Raw genomic sequence first — 18,193 nt, 5'->3', positions numbered from 1 at the left:
GTCTCAGGGCAGCGGTGCATGGGACACCTCCTGAGCGGGGCGGGTGGCGGCTTCGATCGCCGCAATCACGCGCTCCATCTTCATGAAACGAGACCCCTTCACCAGCACCGAGGCACAGGTCGGCAAGGCCGCCAGCACCTCGTCGCGCAAGGCGTCGAAATCGGTGAAATGCCGGCCACCCGCATAGGCACGGGTGGTTTCGGCGGTCAGTTCGCCCAAGGTCAGCACCTGATCGATGCCGCGCTCACGGGCATAGGCGCCCACCTCGGCATGGAAGGCCGGGCCCTGCTCGCCCACCTCGCCGAAGTCGCCCAGCACCAGCAGGCGCGGCGCAGGCAGGCTGATCAGCACATCGATGGCCGCGCGCACCGAATCGGGGTTGGCGTTGTAGGTGTCGTCCACCACCGTCAGCGGGTGGGCGGAAGCGCCCTCACCCAACAAGGCCTGCCAGGCGCGCGAGCGCCCCTTCACCGGGGTGAAGGCGGCAATGCCTTGTTCGATGGCCGCCACCGGCACGCCGGCGCCCAGGGCACAGGCCACGGTGGCCAGCGAGTTGCGCACGTTGTGCAGGCCGGCCAGGGCCAGGGTGTAGTTGAGTTCGCCCGCCGGGCTGTGCACCTGCACGGCCCAGGCCGCGCCGGTCCAGCGGGCCGCGCGCAGCGTGACTTCGGCGGCCACGCCCTCGGTGGCCGAGAAGCGCAGCAGCCGGGCTGTCGGCCCGGCCAGATCGGCCCACAAGCCGGCATAGGGCTCGTCCGCCGGGAACACCGCCACGCCGCCGGGCATCAACTGGGTCAGCACCTGACCATTTTCGAGGGCCACGGCTTCGACCGTGCCCATGAACTCCTGGTGCTCGCGTTGGGCGTTGTTGACCAACGCCACGGTGGGCGCGGCCAGCGGGGCCAGGTAGGCGATCTCGCCGGGGTGGTTCATGCCCAGCTCGACCACGGCCGCCCGGTGTTCGGGGCGCAGGCGCAACAGGGTCAGCGGCACGCCGATGTCGTTGTTGAAATTGCCGGCCGTGGCCAGCGCGGCCTCGCCCCAATGGGCGCGCAGCACCGAAGCCAGCATCTGGGTGGTGGTGGTCTTGCCATTGCTGCCGGTGACCGCGATCAGCGGGCCCGTGAAGCGCCGGCGCCAGGCTGCGGCCAGGGTACCCAGGGCCAGTCGGCTGTCTGCCACTTCGACGCCGCTCAGGCCGGCCTCGCTCAGGCCGCGTTCAGCCAGGATCGCGCGGGCGCCGGCCGCGGCGGCCTGGGGCATGAAGTCGTGGGCGTCGAAACGCTCGCCGCGCAGGGCCACGAACAGATCGCCAGCCTGCAGGCTGCGGGTATCGGTGTGCACCCGCAGCAAAGGGGTGTCGGGCTGGCCCAGCAGGCGCGCGCCAGGCAAGGCGGCGGCCACTTCAGCCAGGGTGAGCATGCAGGTCGTCAAAGGCCTTCTCCGTTGTGGCGCAGGGCCTCTTCAATGATCTTCTGGTCGGAGAACGGCTGGCGCACGCCTTCGATCTCCTGGTAAGCCTCGTGGCCCTTGCCGGCCACCAGCACGACATCGGCTGGGGCGGCCTGGGCCAACACCTCGCGGATGGCGGCCGCCCGGTCCACCTGCACCTCCACGCAGTGGCGATGGCTCAGGCCCAGCAGGATCTGGCTGATGATGAGCTCTGGCTTTTCGAAGCGCGGGTTGTCGCTGGTCACCATGACCATGTCGGCCTCTTTCTCGGCCACCGCCGCCATCATCGGGCGCTTGATCGGGTCACGGTCACCCCCGCAACCAAACACGCACCAGAGGCGCCCACCGCGTTCGGTGGCTGCCGGGCGCAGGGCCTGCAAGGCTTTTTCGAGCGCATCGGGGGTGTGTGCGTAGTCGACCACCACCAGGGCTTGGCCATCGCCACCCCGGCAGTCCATGCGGCCAGGCACCGGCAGCAGGGTCTGGCAGACCGCCACGGCGGCGTCCAGCGGCACGCCCAGGGCCCGTTGGGCAGCGATGACGCCGAGCAGATTGCTGACGTTGTAGGCACCGATCAGCGCGGTGTGCAGGGTGTGCGTGTGCTCGCCCTCATGGATCTCGAAGCTGAGCCCGCGTGCGCCAAGGCGCAGGCCGCTGGCGCTCAGGCGGGCCGCCCCTTGCAGGGAAACGGTCCAGAGTTCGAGGTGGCCGGCCTTCAGGCGCTCAGCCAGGGCGGCGCCCTGGGGATCGTCCACGTTGACCACGGCGGCCCGCAATCCCGGCCAGTTGAACAACGCCGCTTTGGCCTGCCAGTAGGCCGCCATACTGCCGTGGTAGTCGAGGTGGTCCTGGGTGAAGTTGGTGAACAAGGCCACACTCACGCGGCAGCCATCGAGTCGGTGCTCGGCCAGGCCGATGGACGAGGCCTCGATCGCGCAGGCCTTCAAGCCCTGGCTCACGAAGCTGCGCAACTGACGCTGCAGCAACACCGGGTCAGGGGTGGTCATGCCGGTGCCGCTGATGTGTGCCAGCGGATCGGCCGCGCCGGGGACCGGCACCCGGCCGGTCCCCAGCGTGCCAACCATGGCGCAGGGTCGGGCCAGGCCGGCGGGCAGGTTGGACAGGGCCTGGGCCAGCCACCAGGCGGTGGAGGTCTTGCCGTTGGTGCCGGTGATGGCCAGCAAATCGAGTTGTTCGCTGGGGTGCTCAAACCACTGGGCGGCGAGGGGGCCGGTGGCCGCCTTGAGGCCTTCGAAACGAGCCACGGGCGCGTCAAGCGGCCAGTCGGCCAGGGCCTCCAGACCGCTGTCTTCAACCACGCAGGCCACCGCACCCTGGGCCAGGGCCGCACGCACATAACGGCGCCCGTCGGTGGCCGCACCGGGCCAGGCGATGAAGGCTGCCCCCGGGGCGAGTTGACGGCTGTCGGGCACGATATCGGTCGCGCCCTTGGCTCGCAGCCAGGCCACCAGCTCGGCAGGGCTTTGGAGAGGCTTCAGCATCAGAAGGACTCCTCGACTTCCTGCGCCACCACCTGGGGCTTGACCGACAGGTCGGGCTGCACGCCCATCATGCGCAAGGTCTGCTGGACCACCTCGCTGAACACCGGGGCGGCCACGGTGCCACCGTAGTATTGGCCGGCACTGGGCTCGTCGACCATCACACCCACGATGATGCGGGGCTTGTCGATGGGTGCCATGCCCGTGAACCACGAACGGTATTTGTTGCTGGCGTAACCCTTGCCGACCTGCTTGTGTGCCGTGCCCGACTTGCCCCCAACCGAGTAGCCCACGGTCTGGGCCTTCATGCCGGTGCCGCCCGGGCCGGCCGCCATCTGCAGCATCTTGCGCACGGCGGTGGCGGTCTGGGGCGAGAACACCTTGACGCCGCTGGCGCGGCTGTCGCTCTTGAGGATGGTGGCCGGAATGATCTCGCCGTCATGCGCAAACGCGGTGTAGGAACGCACCATCTGGAACAGCGAAGCCGACAGGCCGTAGCCGTAGGACATGGTGGCCTGTTCGATCGGGCGCCAGCTCTTGTAGGGACGCACCCGGCCCGACACGGCGCCGGGGAAGGAAATCTGAGGCTTCTGGCCGAAGCCGAGTGCCGAGTAGGTGTCCCACATCTCGTGCGGGCTCATGCGCTGGGCGATCTTGGTGGCGCCCACGTTGCTCGACTTCTGGATCACCCCCTCGACCGTGAGCACGCCGTAATTGTGGGTGTCGGTGATGGTCGAGCCGGTGATGGTGAGGCGGCCCGGGGTGGTGTCGATGATGGTCTGGGGCGTGATGCGACCTGCCTCCAGGGCCATGCCCACGGTGATGGGCTTCATGGTCGAGCCAGGCTCGAAGGTGTCGGTCAGGGCGCGGTTGCGCAGTTGCTCGCCGCTCAGGTTCTGGCGCTTGTCGGGTTGGTAGCTGGGGTAGTTGGCCAGGGCCAGCACTTCACCGGTGCTGGAGTCGATGACGACAACACTGCCTGCCCTGGCCTTGTTCGCGATCACGGCCTCGCGCAGGCGTTGGTAGGCAAAGAATTGCACCTTGCTGTCGATGCTGAGTTCGATGTCACGGCCATCCATCGGGGGGATCTGCTCGCCCACGTCTTCCACCACGCGGCCGAGGCGGTCCTTGATCACGCGGCGTGAACCGGGCTTGCCGCCCAGGTCTTTGTTGAAGGCCAGCTCGATGCCTTCCTGACCCTGGTCTTCGACATTGGTGAAGCCGACCACGTGGGCGGCGCTTTCGCCCTCGGGGTACTGGCGCTTGTATTCCTTGCGCTGGTAGATGCCCTTGATGCCGAGTTCGGCCACCTTGCGCGCCACGGGTTCATCGACCTGGCGCTTGATCCAGACAAAAGACTTGTCTTCGTTTTCGAGTTTCTTGTTGAGCTCGGCCAGAGGCATCTCGATCAGGCGGGCCAGTTCACGCAGCTTGACCGGGTCGCGGTCCACGTCTTCAGGAATGGCCCACAGGCTGGGCGCCGGCACGCTGGAGGCCAGGATCAGGCCATTGCGGTCCAGGATGCGACCACGGCTGGCCGGCAGTTCGAGCGTGCGCGCAAAGCGAACCTCGCCTTGACGTTGGAAGAAGGCGTTGGCCACCACCTGGATGTAGGCGGCGCGGGCCGCCAGACCCAGAAAACCGAGCGCCACCACGGCCACGATGAACTTGCTGCGCCAGACCGGGGTCTTGCTGGCCAGCAAGGGGCTGGAGGTATAGAGCACGCTGCGGCTCATGGCTTGCCCTTGGCAGCGTCGCCCTGGGCGTCGGCCTGGGGGCCGCCACTGTACTGGACGTATTGGGTGATTGACGGCGTGGCATTGCGCATCTGCAGCTGCGTGCGGGCCAGTCGCTCGATGCGCGAGGGCGTGGCCTGGGCACGCTTCTCGACTTGCAGGCGGTCGTTCTCGAGTTCGATCTTGCGCGCCTCGGCCTGGGCCCGGTCCAGCGCCATGAACAGGCGACGCGACTCATACTGGTTGTGCACCAGGTACAGCGCGCTGAGCACGATGGCCACCAGCAGGACCAGGTTGAGACGGGTCACGCGCGCAGCCCCCCACAGCCAAGGGCTGCAGCCAAGGTGACGACGGGCTGGCGCCAAGCGCTCATGCCACCTCCGTGCGTTGGGCCACCCGCATGATGGCGCTGCGTGCGCGCGGGTTGCGGGCCACTTCGGCCTCACCAGGCTTGATGCGGTCCAGCGCCTCGAACTTCATGGGCTGCGGCGCGGCAAAGGGGGCACGACGGTCGTACACCTCTTTGGAATGCTTGGCCACGAACTGCTTGACGATGCGGTCTTCCAGCGAGTGGAAGCTGATCACGGCCAGTCGTCCGCCGGGTGCCAGCACCGACAGCGAGGCCTCTAGCGCTTGTTGCAGCTCTTCAAGCTCGGCGTTGATGAAAATCCGAAGAGCCTGAAATGTGCGCGTTGCAGGGTTCTGGCCCGGCTCGCGGGTTTTGACCGTGCCAGCCACGAGCTCGGCCAGCTCGGCGGTGGTTGAAATTGGGCCCCGTTCCTGTCGGCGAGCCACAATCGCCTTTGCAATCGGAAAAGCAAACCGTTCTTCGCCGTAGTCACGTATCACCTCCGAAATCTGTTGAACTTCCGCCGTGGCCAGCCACTCGGCCACGCTCTCGCCGCGCGTGGTGTCCATGCGCATGTCCAGCGGGCCATCGAAGCGGAAACTGAATCCACGCTGCGGGTTGTCGATCTGGGGTGAGCTCACGCCCAGATCCATGAGGACACCCTGGACGCTGCCGGCCGGCAGCTCGCCCAGGTGGCAGAAACCCTCGTGCCTGATGGAAAAACGCGCATCGGAGATGCGCGCGGCTTCCTGGATGGCATCGGGGTCTTTGTCGAATGCGATCAGCCGGTCATGCGGTCGCAAGCGCGAAAGCAGAAGACGCGAGTGACCGCCGCGCCCGAACGTGGCGTCCACATAGGTGGCCGGGCTGTCGGGCGGGGGGTTGCCCAGCAAGGCGTCGACCGCCTCGTCGAGCAGGACCGTGGTGTGTTGAAAAGGGTTGTCCACCGAGGGGCCTCAAAAAGAAAAGTCCTTGAAGACCTCGGGCATGTCGCCCTGCATGGCCTTGGCTTCCTGCTCGTCGTAGGTCGCCTTGTCCCAGAGCTCGAAGTGATTGCCCATGCCCAGCAGCATGGTGTCTTTGGCGATGCCGGCAGCCTGACGCAGCTCAGGCGAAACCAGCACACGGCCGGTTCCATCCATCTCGACGTCCATGGCGTTGCCCAGAAAGATGCGCTTCCACCACTGGGCGGACATCGGCAACTCGGCCACACGCTCGCGGAATTTCTCCCATTCAGGGCGCGGAAAAATCATCAGGCAGCCATGAGGGTGCTTGGTGATGGTCAGTTGGCCAGCAGCGGTCGCGCTCAGGACGTCACGATGCCGGGTCGGCACAGAAAGCCGGCCCTTCGCATCCAGACTCAGAGACGAAGCCCCTTGAAACACGACAGCACACCCCAGGTTGATTTCCGGTGCAGAAGTGGCGAAAACAGCTTTTGAAGGCACTTTTCACCACTTAATTGCACTTTTTTCCACTGTAGCAGGAAATGCTCACGCCGCAAGAGGACTTGCCACAATTTTTTGTAATGAAATCAAGGACTTAGAGACCAAACCGAAAGTCACGCTCAGTCAAAAATCCTTCCAGGTGAAGCACTTAGCTCAGGCTCTGAAAGTGAACTGTGAAGCTCCAGTGAAGCGCAAACGCGCCCAGGCGGCCCTGGTTGGGCCGCCTGGGCAGGGGGCTCAGATTGTCAGAGGATGTAACGCGACAAATCCTCGTCCTGGCTCAATTCAGCCAGGCGCGCATCGACAAAATCGGCATCGATGCGCACGGTCTGGCCCTGCAGCCGGGCAGCGTCGAAGCTCACTTCGTCGAGCAGGCGCTCCATGACGGTGGACAGGCGGCGGGCGCCGATGTTTTCGGTGCGTTCATTGACCTGGAAGGCCGTGTGAGCCAGGCGGGTGATGCCTTCGGGGGTGAACTCCAGGGTGACGCCTTCGGTGGCCAGCAGGGCCTGGTACTGCTTGACCAGGGAGGCATGGGTCTGAACCAGGATGGCCTCGAAGTCTTCGACCGACAGCGACTGCAGCTCGACCCGGATCGGAAAACGCCCCTGCAATTCGGGGATCAGGTCGCTGGGCTTGCTCAGGTGGAAAGCGCCCGAGGCAATGAACAGGATGTGGTCGGTCTTGATGATGCCGTATTTGGTGGACACGGCCGTGCCCTCCACCAGCGGCAGCAGGTCGCGCTGAACGCCCTGGCGCGACACCTCGGCGCCACTGCCTTCGCTGCGCGAGGTGACCTTGTCGATTTCATCGATGAAGACGATGCCGCTTTGCTCGGCATGGCTGAGTGCCTGGGCCCGGATTTCCTCTTCGTTGACCAGCTTGGCCGCCTCTTCGTCAACCAACTGGCGCAGTGCATCGGCGATGCGCAGTTTGCGCGTCTTGCGCTTGCCCTGCCCCATCTGACTGAACATGCCGCGCAGTTGCTCGGTCATTTCCTCCATGCCGGCGGGGCCCATGATCTCCAGGGGCTGTTTGTTGTCGGCCAGATCGATCTCGATCTCGCGGTCGTCGAGTTGGCCTTCACGCAGCTTTTTGCGAAAGGCCTGGCGGGCGGCACCGTCCGGTGCGGGCTCGGTCGCTTCGCTGCCAAAGACTGGGCGGGCCGGCGGAATGAGGATGTCGAGGATGCGGTCTTCGGCCGCGTCTTCGGCCCGGGTACGCACCTGGCGCTTGGCCGTTTCGCGGGCCTGCTTGACCGCCACCTCGGCCAGGTCGCGGATGATGGAGTCGACATCCTTGCCCACATAACCCACCTCGGTGAACTTGGTGGCTTCGACCTTGATGAAGGGGGCATCGGCCAGGCGGGCCAGGCGGCGTGCGATCTCGGTCTTGCCCACGCCGGTGGGGCCGATCATGAGGATGTTCTTGGGGGTGATCTCGGGGCGCAGCTTGGCATCCACCTGCTGACGACGCCAGCGGTTGCGCAGTGCAATGGCAACCGCACGCTTGGCACTGGCCTGACCGACGATGTGATTGTCCAGCTCGGACACGATTTCCTGGGGGGTCATGGAAGACATGGGCAGATCCTGGGGAGCCTGCCAGCGCCTGGGGCTGGCCGGCTGAAACGGGCAAATCAGTCGAGGGTCTCGAGGGTGTGGTGCATGTTGGTGTAGATGCACAACTCGCCAGCAATCGCCAGCGACTTGCGCACCACCTGCTCGGGTGGCAGATCGGTGTTCTCGATCAGGGCCTTCGCAGCCGAGTGCGCATAAGAGCCCCCCGACCCGATGGCCACGATGCCCTGCTCGGGCTCCAGCACATCGCCATTGCCGGTGATGATGAGCGAGGCCTCCCGGTCAGCCACGGCCAGCATGGCCTCCAGGCGGCGCAGCACACGGTCGGTGCGCCACTCCTTGGTCAGTTCGATGGCCGAACGCACCAGATGGCCCTGGTGCTTTTCCAGCTTGGCCTCGAAGCGCTCGAACAAGGTGAAGGCGTCCGCGGTGGCGCCCGCAAATCCGGCCAGCACCCGGCCATGGTGCAGCTTGCGCACTTTGCGTGCCGTGCCTTTGACAACGATGTTGCCCAGGGTCACCTGGCCGTCGCCACCAATCGCCACCAGCACGCCGGAGGGGGTTTGCCGACGCACGCTGAGGATGGTCGTTCCGTGAAATTGTTCCATAGTGTCTTGAGATAAGGGCGCAGCGCCGATTTGCAACGGGTCATCAACCACTCATCGCGCCGCTGGTCAGCCCGAGCGCCCAGGGCGCCGGGACGGGGGGGTCAATCCTGCCGGGGAATCACCCTGGCATGCTCATTGATGCCGATCACATTGAAAAACACGGCCACAAGCCGGTTCAGGTGCAGGAACTGGACCTGGGTTCCCTCTGCCTGCCGGGCCGCGGCCCAATTGAGCACCGAGCCTGCCGCCAGAAAGTCGATGCGCACCAGACGGGCGCAATCGACCACCAGCACGCGGGGAATCTGGTAGCCCGGCAAGGGCACGGGCAAAGTCCCCTCGATGTCGGTGGTCACCTCACCCGACAGTGCCACCGAGATCGGCGAAGACACCCCCATGCTGGTGTCCATCTGAGACATTTCGCCCACCAGGGCGGTCGAGGCAAATTCGGTCTGGTAGCGCGAAGCCTGGGCGGGCATGACATCCGGCGACGGTGGCTGAACCAGCACGGCAGAACCGTCACCAGAAAGCACCAGACACTCGCAATACGGCGCCTGCCACGACGGTGGCGACAACTCGTAGGTCACGCAGTAATCCAGCGCCACCAGCTCGAACTCTTCGGCCCGGCCCAGCAATCGCAGCGACTCCATGCGCAGGCGCCACCAGGACTGAGGGGTGTCAGCGTGTCCAGAAGGGGTTTGTGTGCGCAGCAGATCGTCCAGCGCGGCCAGGCCTTGCCAGCGCAGGCGCACCCGCGAGCTGGCCCAGTCGGCCACCAGATCCGCCAGGGGCTCGACCGCCGAGGGCTCGATGCGGCTCAGGCGCGACCAATCCAGCAGCCAGGGCGATGCCGCCCGCTCCAGGGCCACCTTGAGGGCCCGCACAACGTCGGATGTCAGCACCGGTGGAGCGATCCACTGGTAGCCTGGCCCTTGATCAGCCACGTCAAAGCTGTGCAGCCGCTGCCCTGGCTCCTCGGACCATTGGCCCCACACAGGACCGGACTTGCCGAAGATGCCAGCGAAATCGATGGCCGCGCTGTCAAAGCGGTCTTGCTGGCCGGTGGAGCGGTACAGATCGAACAAGGCCATCCACAAGGGCTCGCGCCGGATCAGGCTGGGCTGGCGCAGCAGCTCCAGCACCGCCGATTCGGCCGCCTCGACATCGCCGTTGGCGTAGCGTATCGCGGCTTCTTCGAGCTCGGGCAGGTGCACAAAAACCTGCGAATCGGGCACGAAGGTCTGCGTAGCGCCAAAGTCGATGGGCGAGGAGGAGGACTGCGGCTGCACCGCCGTGGGTGCGAAGGCCGGGAAATGGGTGGCGGGCTGGGTGGCATCCCAGCGCGTGCCGGCAGGAACGGTGCTGGGCATCAGGCTGCCCGGCTGAGTGGTGAGGTTGCGCAACATCGACGGACTGACCGTCGAACTCGGCATGCTCAAGGGCATGGCATCGGAGGGCAGCACCGGCGGCTTGCCTGCAGCGGCAGCGGCCGCTGCAGGTGCGGCTTGCGCCGCCAACGGAGCGGCCGCGGAATCCATCCCCAGCGGGCGGGTGGGGGCAAACGCATTCGGCGACACCGCAGGCGTGCCGGGCGGTGGTTGCCCTTGCTTGGCGCGCCACCACTGCATCGACATCTGGGCCTCGATCTCGTCGATCTTCTTGAGGGTGCCGGCACGGTCTTCGATGCGCGAAGCCAGGCTGCTCTGGAAAAACGAAGGCCGGGCCGGGTCGACCGGGGGATTGAGGGCTTCACGCTTGCGCAGCTTGCGCAATTGATCAAACTCGCGGCGGCGCACAAAATCGTTGCGTCGCTTGCGCTCAATCATTTCCTTGAGCGCCTGCTTGTTGTATTGGCTGTCGCGATCTTCCTCCGGCTGGTTCAGATCGCCCCAATTGGTGGTGGGGCTTGTGACAAAGCGCACCACCTTGGACAAGAGGCCGGAAGGATCTTCTTTGGTCATGGAGACGCCAGCTGCAGAGCCAGGGCGAACGCAGGATCAGTCGCCGAACATCTTCTGCTTGAGCTCGCGGCGCTGTTGCGCCTCAAGCGACAGGGTGGCGGTAGGACGGGCCAGCAGGCGGCCCACGCCAATCGGCTCACCGGTTTCATCGCAGTAACCATAGTCGCCAGCGTCGATGCGGACAATCGACTGCTCGATCTTCTTGAGCAGCTTGCGTTCACGATCGCGGGTGCGCAACTCCAGCGCATGCTCTTCTTCGATGGTGGCGCGGTCAGCAGGATCGGGCACCACCACGGTGTCTTCGCGCAGATGCTCGGTGGTTTCACCGGCGTTGTTCAGCATGTCCTGCTTGAGGCGGGTCAGCTTGAGGCGGAAGAAAGCCGTCTGCTTTTCGTTCATGTACTCGGTGTCGGGCATGGCGAGCACTTCTTCGTCCGTCAGCTGTTCAACAGACTTGGTCTTCCAGTTGTTGGCCAGCTTGGGGTCTTTCTTGATCGCCGAAAGGGAGGGCGAAGCGTTCATTGTCGTAGGCATGGTGTTGAGAAAGCTGGCTTTGGCGGCGGTGGACGCCACGGCTGAAGCCGTGGCCATGGATGGTACGGTTAATTGGGTCAGTCTGGAAGATGGGCGCGCACTGCGTTGCGGAGACCCATCTTCGGCAGGGGCAGGAACTTCGTTCCCGGCACGCACGGCTGACGCTGGATCGGCCGGCTTGCGAGTCACCGTCTTGGCCGAATCCGGTGTTGCCGGAGAGGCCGCTGCCTTCATCACTGCGCTGGCCGTCTTGGCCACCACCGGTGCTGCCGCCTTGGTTTTGCTGGCGGGGGCTTTCAAAGACTGTCTCCTCGCAAGGCCGGCGCCATCGCCTCAAGCCAGCGTGCCGGCTTGAAAGAGCCGGTGCGCAGGACCGCTCTTTGACCGGGGCGCGATTGTATAGGGATGCGCCCGCGTGCCGTCAACCGTTGCAGAATCGAGACATTCATGACCCACCGCCCCCGCAAAAAGACGCAAGTCTAGGGCTTTTGCCTGCTCAGGCAAGCCCATTTGCTGCATTTTTGATACGGAATGACGATCGAGTCACTCGATCAGACCAGACACTGCTCCAGCCCCTGCAAAAAGATGTCGCGCGGCAGGTCGATGCCGATGAACACCATCTTGCTGACGCGGGCTTCGTCGGGTCCCCACTGGGGGCCCAGGTCGCTGCCCATCAGCTGGTGCACGCCCTGGAAAATCACCTTGCGCTCGGTGCCCTGCATGTTGAGCACACCCTTGTAACGCAGCATGCGCGGGCCATAGATGTTGACGATCGCGCCCAGGAAGTCCTCCAGCTTGGCCGGGTCGAAAGGACGCTCGGCCTTGTAGGCAAAACTTTTCACATCGTCATCATGGTGGTGGTGATGACCGTGTCCGCCGTGCTGGTGCGAGGGGTGGTTGCAGGCCTCGCCCGGCGCATGGTCATGGTGATCATGGTGGTGATCGTGATCGTCTTCCTTCAGGAAATCCGGATCAATGTCGAGCTTGGCGTTCAGGTTGAAGCCACGCAGGTCGAACACCTCGCTGAGCGCCACCTCACCAAAATGCACGGCTTTCTGAGCGGCGCGCGGGTTCATGTGGGACAGGCGATGCTTCAGGGCCTCAACCTCTTCGGGCGCCACCAGATCGGTCTTGCTGATGAAGATCTGGTCGGCAAAGCCCACCTGACGACGGGCTTCCTGGCGATCGTTGAGTTGCTGGGCCGCGTGCTTGGCGTCCACCAGGGTCAGGATGGAGTCGAGCAGGTAGGTTTCAGCGATCTCTTCGTCCATGAAGAAAGTCTGGGCCACCGGGCCCGGGTCGGCCAGGCCGGTGGTCTCGATGACGATGCGCTCGAAATCGAGCATGCCTTTGCGGCGCTTGGCCGCCAGCAGTTGCAGGGTCTCGCGCAGGTCTTCACGGATGGTGCAGCAGATGCAGCCATTGCTCATCTGGATGATCTGCTCTTCGGTGTTGCTGACCAGGATGTCGTTGTCGATGTTCTCTTCACCAAACTCGTTCTCGATCACGGCGATCTTCTGGCCATGGGCCTCGGTGAGCACGCGCTTGAGCAAGGTGGTTTTACCGGAACCCAGAAAACCGGTGAGGATGGTGACGGGAATGAGGGCCATGACAAGACTTTCAGCAAATGAGAGACGGCAGAAGTGGGGCGGCAGCAGCGGCGGGCGGGGTGCCTTGGGGTGGACGCGGCGGGCGCATGCAACACCCGGGCCAAACCCCTGATCTGAGGAGTTTAGCCCCGGTTTTCAAGCCCTGCCGGGCAAGGGCTTGGCTCAGCGCCGCACCACCACCAGGCCCTTGAGGTACTCGCCCTCGGGGAAGGCAATCGTCATCGGGTGGTCCGGGGCACCGCCCAGGCGTTCGGTGATGTAGCCGTCCACCCCGGCATCGCTGCCGGCCGAGGCCACGATCTTGTGGAACAGATCGGCACTGATGCCACCCGAGCACGAGTAGGTGAACAGCACGCCCCCGGGCGCCAGCAGCTTGAACGCCAGCCGGTTGATGTCCTTGTAGGCGCGAGCAGCCCGGTCGGCATGGGCCGCGGTCGGAGCAAACTTGGGCGGATCCAGGATGATCGCGTCAAAGGTGCGCCCCTCGGCCCCGAAACGGCGCAGCGAAGCATTGACATCGGCATCGAGAAATTCGGCACGCTCGGCCGCAAAGCCGTTCAAGGCCACGTGGGCCCGGGCCCGCTCCAGGGCCGGCGCCGAAGAATCGATCGAGGTGACATGGGCCGCGCCGCCGGCCAACGCCGCCACGGTGAAGCCACCGGTGTAGCAGTAGCAGTTCAGCACGCTGCCGAACTGACGCTGGCGGGTGACTTCGGCAAAGCGTTGGCGGCTGTCGCGCTGGTCCAGGTAGAAGCCGGTCTTGTGGCCCTCGGCCACATCCAGCGTCAATTGCCAGTCGTGCTCACGCAGCGTGATGCCGGTGGGGGCTGGCTGGCCATCGGCCAAGGTGCCGCCGCGCAGCCAGCCGGTGGCCTCGGGCAGGCCCTCCAGCGCACGCGAACTGGCATCCGAGCGCTCATACAGCTTGCTCAGGCCGGTTTCGCGCAACAGGGCGTCGGCCAACACGTCTTTCCAGCGCTCCATGCCGGCGGTGCCGAACTGGGCCACCAGGGTGTCGTCGTAGCGGTCCACCACCAGGCCCGGCAAGCCATCCGATTCGCCATGCACCAGGCGGATGCCGTTGCTCTGCACATCGAACCAGGCGCGCGCCGCGATGGAGCGCTTCACCGCTGCGCCCATGAAGGCCGCATCGACGCGCTGGGCCTCGTCAAAACTCCAGACCCGCGCCTTGATCTTCGAGGCCGGGCTGAAGGCGGCCCAGGCCAGAAAGCGCCCGTCGGCGGCCTCGACGCGCACGGTCTCTCCGGCATCGCCACCGCCCTTGGCAATGGCCGAGTCAAAAATCCAGGGGTGGCGGCGCAGCAGCGAGCGCTCCTTGCCTTCGCGCAGTCGAATCGTTTTCATGGGGCGGAATTGTCCTTCCTTTTACCGCCCAACCTAAAAAGACGACCTTTCACCCACCTCAAAGGCGTTGCCCAAAGCGCTCGAAGCGCGGCATCCAATGCCCCAGGATGTCGGCCGACACCAGCACGCCCCGGGCCTGGCCGATCAGCAAGGCCCTCGGCACGAAGCCGATGTAGCGCGAATCGGCACTGTTGTCGCGGTTGTCACCCAGCATCAGGTACTGCCCCTGGGGCACGGTGACCGGGCCGAAGCTGGAGCGGGCCGACACCCCCTGCAGCCATTGCACGCGGCGCTGGTGTCCCTGGATGGACTCGGTCAGCCGGGTGGCTGGCCGCTGCATTCCGTCTTGCAAGGGCTCCTTCAAAACCTCGGCCTGCTCGTAGCGGGCCTGTTCGCCGTTGATCCACAGCACTTCATCGCGCATCTCGACCACGTCGCCGGGCAGGGCCACCAGGCGCTTGATGAGTCGGGTGCCGTCCTGCGGCGACGAAAAGGTGACCACGTCGCCGCGCCGCGGCTCGCCCAGGTGGGCCAGCACGACATCGGTCAGGGGCAGCTTGAGGTCATAGGCCAGCCGGTTGACCAACACCACATCGCCCTCCAGCAGGCTGGGGCGCATGGAACCCGAAGGGATGGGGTTCCAGTCGGCCACGGCCGTGCGGAACAGGCCAAAGCCGATCAGCAGCAACAGAAAGGAACGGTTGGAACGGAGCCAGTACCACATGGCGTTTTTGCCTTTCACAGCAGACCGTCCCCAGGAAGAGACCGCTCGTCTGCCCAGCCGCAGTATGGGGCCCGCGCGGCCGGCCCGCATGCCTGCCGCGGCGCGCTTAAGTTTGGGCTAAGCCAGCGCCCCAGCAGCCCTTGACATGAATCAAGTCAACACAGGGGGCAGGCGACCAGAATGCCCCATGCCCTCCCTCGCCCGCCCCCTCCAACTGACCGCCTGGCGCCGCCCCTCGCCACCGGCACTGGCTCTTCCACTGAGCTTGCTGCTGCTCCTCAGCGCCTGTCAGCCCGCGACCGAACCGGCCTGGTCGGGCTATGTCGAGGGCGACTATGTGTACCTCTCGGCCCCCGTGGCGGGCACCCTGCGCACGCTCCCGGTGCAAAAAGGCCAGACGGTGTCGGCTCAGGCCCTGTTGTTCAGCCTGGACGACCAGCCCGCCCAGGCCGCACGAGCCGAAGCCGATGCTCGGCTGGACACGGCACGCCACCAGGCCGACGACAGTGCCAAGGGCCGGCGACTCGACGAAATCGCCGTCACCGAGGCCCAACTGTCGCAGGCCCGCGCCCAGGCCGACCGGGCCCAGACCGAATGGCGACGCAACCAGCAGTTGGTGGACCAGTCCTTTGTCTCTCGCTCTCGCCTGGACGACGCGGCCACGGCCGCCCGGCAGGCCCAGGACCGGGTGGAGGAACTGCAGGCCGCCCTGCGGGTGGCCCGGTTGCCCGCGCGCAGCGACGCGCAGGCGGCGGCCCAGGCCAGCAGCCGCGCCGCGGCACAGGCCCGGGAGCAGGCCCTGTGGCGCGAGCAGCAGACACGCCAGTACGCCCCGGCCGCCGGCCTGGTGGCCGACACCTTTTTCCGGGTGGGCGAGTACGTGAACGCGGGCCAACCCGTGGTGGCCCTGCTGCCGCCCGAACGGCGCAAGGCCCGCTTCTACGTGCCCGAAGACCAGCGCGGCGCGCTCAGCCCGGGGCAGGTGGTGAGCCTGAGCTGCGATGGTTGCGGCTCCCCCATACCCGCCCGCATCACCGCCCTCTCGCCCCAGGCCGAATACACCCCACCGGTGATCTACTCCAACAGCCAGCGCGCCCGCCTGGTGTTCCTGGTCGAGGCCCTGCCCTCACCTGCCGATGCGCTGCGCCTGCCACCGGGCCAGCCCCTGGATGTTCGCTTGGACGTGCGCGCCGGGGCCAGGCCATGAACCCGGCTCAGGACGGGCCGAGCCCACCAGGCTGGGCCATCGATGTGCGTGGCCTGACCAAGCGCTACAACGGTCGCGAGGTGGTGCGCCAAGTCGATCTTCAGGTGGCACCCGGTCGCATCTGCGGCTTTCTGGGGCCGAACGGCAGCGGCAAGACCACCACCATCCGCATGCTGTGCGGTCTGCTGACACCCGACGCCGGCGAAGGCCGGTGCCTGGGCCTGGACATCCGGCTCCAGGCCGCGGCCATCAAGCGGCAGGTCGGCTACATGACGCAGAAGTTCGGGCTGTACGAGGATCTGTCGATCCGCGAGAACCTGGATTTCGTGGCCCGCCTGTTCGAACTGGACCGGCGTCGCTACAGAGTCGATCAGGCCCTGGAACGCCTGGGCCTGGCCAGCCGGCAGACCCAATTGGCAGGCGCCCTCTCCGGGGGCTGGAAACAGCGCCTGGCGCTGGCAGCCTGCCTGCTGCACGAACCCCGCCTGCTGTTGCTGGACGAACCCACGGCCGGCGTCGACCCCAAGGCGCGACGCGAGTTCTGGGACGAGATCCACCGCCTGGCCGCCGAGGGCATCACCGTGCTGGTGTCCACCCACTACATGGACGAAGCCGAACGCTGCCACGAACTGGTCTACATCGCCTACGGTGAAGTGCTGGCACGCGGTACGGCCGAGCGGATCGTGGCCGAGTCCGGCCTGTGCGTCTGGTCGGTCCAGGGCCTGGGCGCGGGCACCGACCTGACCGCCTTGGTGGCCCCCTTGAAGGTCGCCCCCGGCGTGCTCAGTGTCGCGGCCTTTGGCCAGTCGGTGCACGTGGCCGGACGCGACCCGGCCCGCCTTCAAACCGCCATCGAGCCCTGGCGGCAACGTGCCGACCTGCATTGGGAGCCTGCCGCACCGGACTTGGAGGATGTGTTCATCAGCCTGATCGGACAGGCAGCCGACAACTTCGGCCCAGGCACCCCACGGGAGTCCGCATGAGCCTGAGCCTCCACCGCTTCAGCCTGGCCCGCATGCTGGCCATCTTCATCAAGGAATGCCAGCAAATGCTGCGCGACCGGCCCACCTTTGCCATGGCCGTGGGCGTACCCATCCTGCAACTGGTGCTGTTCGGCTACGCCATCAACACCGACCCCAAGGGCCTGCCCACCGCCCTGGTGAGCACCGATGCCAGCCCCATCGCCCGCAGCCTGGTGGCCGCGATGCAGAACACCGGCTACTTCAACATCACCCGCCAGCCGGCCAGCGAGGCCGAGGGCGATCGCCTGATCGAAGATGGCGAGGTGCAGTTCCTGATCGTGATCCCGCCTGATTTCTCGCGCCGGCTGGTGCGCGGCGAACACCCGGCGCTGCTGGTCAGCGTGGACGCCACCGACCCCAGTGCGGCCAGCAACGCGATGGCGGCACTGGGCCAGTTGACCCCCACGGCCCTGCAGCATGACCTGGTCGGGCCGCTGCAGGCCCTGCGCCCGGGGCTGGCCCCCTTCGAGCTGCGCATCCACCGGCGCTACAACCCCGAGGGCCTGTCGCGCTACAACATCGTGCCGGGCCTGATCGGCACCATCCTGACCATGACCATGGTGATGCTGACCGGCTTGGCCATGACCCGCGAGCGCGAGCGTGGCACGATGGAAAACCTGCTGGCCACCCCGGTGCGCCCCCTGGAGGTGATGGTGGGCAAGATCCTGCCCTACGTGGTGCTGGGCTACGTGCAGCTGGGCGTGATCCTGGCAGCCGCCTGGGCCTTGTTCGAAGTGCCCATGGTGGGCAGTCTGGGCTTGCTGATGGGCATGATCGGCCTGTTCATGCTGGCCAACCTGGCGGTGGGCTTCACCTTTTCGACCTTGGCGCGCAACCAGTTGCAGGCCCTGCAGGCCACCTTCTTTTTCTTTCTGCCCTCGATGCTGCTGTCGGGCTTCATGTTCCCGTTCCGCGGCATGCCAGTGTGGGCCCAGCGCGTCGGCGAGGTGCTGCCGCTGACGCACTTTCTGCGCATCGTGCGCGGCATCCTGCTCAAGGGAAACGGGCTGGCCCAGCTCTGGCCCGATGTGTGGCCGCTGCTGGCGTTTCTCGGTGTGGCAGGCGCGCTGGCGTTGTGGCGATACCGCCAGACCCTGGACTGATGCG

Annotated in this window: 16 protein-coding genes; 3 read left to right on the top strand and 13 right to left on the bottom strand. The window is 66.0% G+C overall.

What is annotated here, in order from left to right; genetic code table 11:
- Positions 1 to 3: 3 nt before the first annotated feature.
- The 13 genes from AC07VS_RS18555 to lepB form a co-directional block, all read right to left on the bottom strand.
- The gene (locus tag AC07VS_RS18555; RefSeq protein WP_492348196.1) at positions 4 to 1,422 is read right to left on the bottom strand and encodes a UDP-N-acetylmuramoyl-tripeptide--D-alanyl-D-alanine ligase; all 1,419 of its coding nucleotides are present in this window, start codon (positions 1,420 to 1,422) and stop codon (positions 4 to 6) included.
- Positions 1,423 to 1,430: 8 nt separating this feature from the next.
- Positions 1,431 to 2,954: a UDP-N-acetylmuramoyl-L-alanyl-D-glutamate--2,6-diaminopimelate ligase gene (locus tag AC07VS_RS18550; RefSeq protein WP_494751678.1), complete on the bottom strand. Its 1,524-nt coding sequence runs from the start codon at positions 2,952 to 2,954 to the stop codon at positions 1,431 to 1,433.
- Positions 2,954 to 4,687 (bottom strand): peptidoglycan D,D-transpeptidase FtsI family protein, encoded by a 1,734-nt coding sequence (locus tag AC07VS_RS18545; protein ID WP_492348194.1) that lies wholly within the window; start codon positions 4,685 to 4,687, stop codon positions 2,954 to 2,956. The genes AC07VS_RS18550 and AC07VS_RS18545 overlap by 1 nt, the downstream gene beginning before the upstream one ends.
- Entirely contained in the window at positions 4,684 to 4,995 is a 312-nt protein-coding gene (ftsL, locus tag AC07VS_RS18540) for a cell division protein FtsL (RefSeq protein WP_492348193.1), read from the bottom strand. The genes AC07VS_RS18545 and ftsL overlap by 4 nt, the downstream gene beginning before the upstream one ends.
- A 61-nt stretch (positions 4,996 to 5,056) precedes the next feature.
- A complete protein-coding gene (rsmH, locus tag AC07VS_RS18535) occupies positions 5,057 to 5,983 on the bottom strand; it encodes a 16S rRNA (cytosine(1402)-N(4))-methyltransferase RsmH (RefSeq protein WP_492348192.1) in 927 nt (308 codons plus the stop codon).
- 9 nt (positions 5,984 to 5,992) lie between these two features.
- Complete coding sequence (gene mraZ, locus AC07VS_RS18530) at positions 5,993 to 6,421, bottom strand: division/cell wall cluster transcriptional repressor MraZ (RefSeq protein WP_492348191.1); 429 nt, start codon at positions 6,419 to 6,421, stop codon at positions 5,993 to 5,995.
- Positions 6,422 to 6,726: 305 nt separating this feature from the next.
- The gene (gene hslU, locus AC07VS_RS18525; protein ID WP_492348190.1) at positions 6,727 to 8,061 is read right to left on the bottom strand and encodes an ATP-dependent protease ATPase subunit HslU; all 1,335 of its coding nucleotides are present in this window, start codon (positions 8,059 to 8,061) and stop codon (positions 6,727 to 6,729) included.
- A 56-nt stretch (positions 8,062 to 8,117) separates the two neighbouring features.
- On the bottom strand, positions 8,118 to 8,666 hold the full coding sequence (gene hslV / locus AC07VS_RS18520) for an ATP-dependent protease subunit HslV (protein WP_492348189.1): 549 nt from the start codon (positions 8,664 to 8,666) through the stop codon (positions 8,118 to 8,120).
- Between the two features lie 101 nt (positions 8,667 to 8,767).
- On the bottom strand, positions 8,768 to 10,624 hold the full coding sequence (locus AC07VS_RS18515) for an STAS domain-containing protein (RefSeq protein WP_494751677.1): 1,857 nt from the start codon (positions 10,622 to 10,624) through the stop codon (positions 8,768 to 8,770).
- A gap of 36 nt (positions 10,625 to 10,660) precedes the next feature.
- Positions 10,661 to 11,458, bottom strand: coding sequence for an RNA polymerase-binding protein DksA (gene dksA / locus AC07VS_RS18510; protein WP_492348187.1), 798 nt, complete (start codon positions 11,456 to 11,458; stop codon positions 10,661 to 10,663).
- A gap of 251 nt (positions 11,459 to 11,709) precedes the next feature.
- Entirely contained in the window at positions 11,710 to 12,768 is a 1,059-nt protein-coding gene (locus AC07VS_RS18505) for a CobW family GTP-binding protein (RefSeq protein ID WP_492348186.1), read from the bottom strand.
- Between the two features lie 162 nt (positions 12,769 to 12,930).
- Complete coding sequence (locus AC07VS_RS18500) at positions 12,931 to 14,133, bottom strand: class I SAM-dependent rRNA methyltransferase (protein WP_494751676.1); 1,203 nt, start codon at positions 14,131 to 14,133, stop codon at positions 12,931 to 12,933.
- Positions 14,134 to 14,191: 58 nt separating this feature from the next.
- Complete coding sequence (lepB, locus tag AC07VS_RS18495; protein WP_492348184.1) at positions 14,192 to 14,857, bottom strand: signal peptidase I; 666 nt, start codon at positions 14,855 to 14,857, stop codon at positions 14,192 to 14,194.
- A 187-nt stretch (positions 14,858 to 15,044) separates the two neighbouring features.
- On the opposite strand from lepB, the gene AC07VS_RS18490 reads away from it, so the two are divergent.
- Genes AC07VS_RS18490 through AC07VS_RS18480 form a run of 3 tightly spaced genes read left to right on the top strand, consistent with a single transcriptional unit; the run spans position 15,045 to position 18,189 of the window.
- Positions 15,045 to 16,064, top strand: coding sequence for an HlyD family secretion protein (locus AC07VS_RS18490; protein ID WP_494751675.1), 1,020 nt, complete (start codon positions 15,045 to 15,047; stop codon positions 16,062 to 16,064).
- The gene (locus AC07VS_RS18485) at positions 16,061 to 17,047 is read left to right on the top strand and encodes an ABC transporter ATP-binding protein (protein ID WP_494751674.1); all 987 of its coding nucleotides are present in this window, start codon (positions 16,061 to 16,063) and stop codon (positions 17,045 to 17,047) included. Before AC07VS_RS18490 ends, AC07VS_RS18485 begins: the two co-directional genes overlap by 4 nt.
- Positions 17,044 to 18,189 carry an ABC transporter permease gene (locus AC07VS_RS18480; RefSeq protein WP_494751673.1) on the top strand — a complete coding sequence of 382 codons (1,146 nt, stop codon included), beginning with the start codon at positions 17,044 to 17,046 and terminating at the stop codon, positions 18,187 to 18,189. The genes AC07VS_RS18485 and AC07VS_RS18480 overlap by 4 nt, the downstream gene beginning before the upstream one ends.
- Positions 18,190 to 18,193: the final 4 nt, after the last annotated feature.

The sequence above is a fragment of the Curvibacter sp. GW821-FHT01G03 genome, assembly GCF_059422285.1.
This window is presented reverse-complemented; position numbering and strand designations above follow the sequence as displayed.

What these genes read in the sequence shown, in the direction of transcription:
- AC07VS_RS18555 (WP_492348196.1), bottom strand. Translation starts at nt 1,422, where the DNA reads ATGCTCACCCTGGCTGAAGTGGCCGCCGCCTTGCCTGGCGCGCGCCTG.
- AC07VS_RS18515 (WP_494751677.1), bottom strand. Translation starts at nt 10,624, where the DNA reads ATGACCAAAGAAGATCCTTCCGGCCTCTTGTCCAAGGTGGTGCGCTTT.
- lepB (WP_492348184.1), bottom strand. Translation starts at nt 14,857, where the DNA reads ATGTGGTACTGGCTCCGTTCCAACCGTTCCTTTCTGTTGCTGCTGATC.
- AC07VS_RS18480 (WP_494751673.1), top strand. Translation starts at nt 17,044, where the DNA reads ATGAGCCTGAGCCTCCACCGCTTCAGCCTGGCCCGCATGCTGGCCATC.
- AC07VS_RS18490 (WP_494751675.1), top strand. Translation starts at nt 15,045, where the DNA reads ATGCCCTCCCTCGCCCGCCCCCTCCAACTGACCGCCTGGCGCCGCCCC.
- AC07VS_RS18500 (WP_494751676.1), bottom strand. Translation starts at nt 14,133, where the DNA reads ATGAAAACGATTCGACTGCGCGAAGGCAAGGAGCGCTCGCTGCTGCGC.
- AC07VS_RS18550 (WP_494751678.1), bottom strand. Translation starts at nt 2,954, where the DNA reads ATGCTGAAGCCTCTCCAAAGCCCTGCCGAGCTGGTGGCCTGGCTGCGA.
- AC07VS_RS18485 (WP_494751674.1), top strand. Translation starts at nt 16,061, where the DNA reads ATGAACCCGGCTCAGGACGGGCCGAGCCCACCAGGCTGGGCCATCGAT.
- AC07VS_RS18545 (WP_492348194.1), bottom strand. Translation starts at nt 4,687, where the DNA reads ATGAGCCGCAGCGTGCTCTATACCTCCAGCCCCTTGCTGGCCAGCAAG.
- hslV (WP_492348189.1), bottom strand. Translation starts at nt 8,666, where the DNA reads ATGGAACAATTTCACGGAACGACCATCCTCAGCGTGCGTCGGCAAACC.
- AC07VS_RS18505 (WP_492348186.1), bottom strand. Translation starts at nt 12,768, where the DNA reads ATGGCCCTCATTCCCGTCACCATCCTCACCGGTTTTCTGGGTTCCGGT.
- hslU (WP_492348190.1), bottom strand. Translation starts at nt 8,061, where the DNA reads ATGTCTTCCATGACCCCCCAGGAAATCGTGTCCGAGCTGGACAATCAC.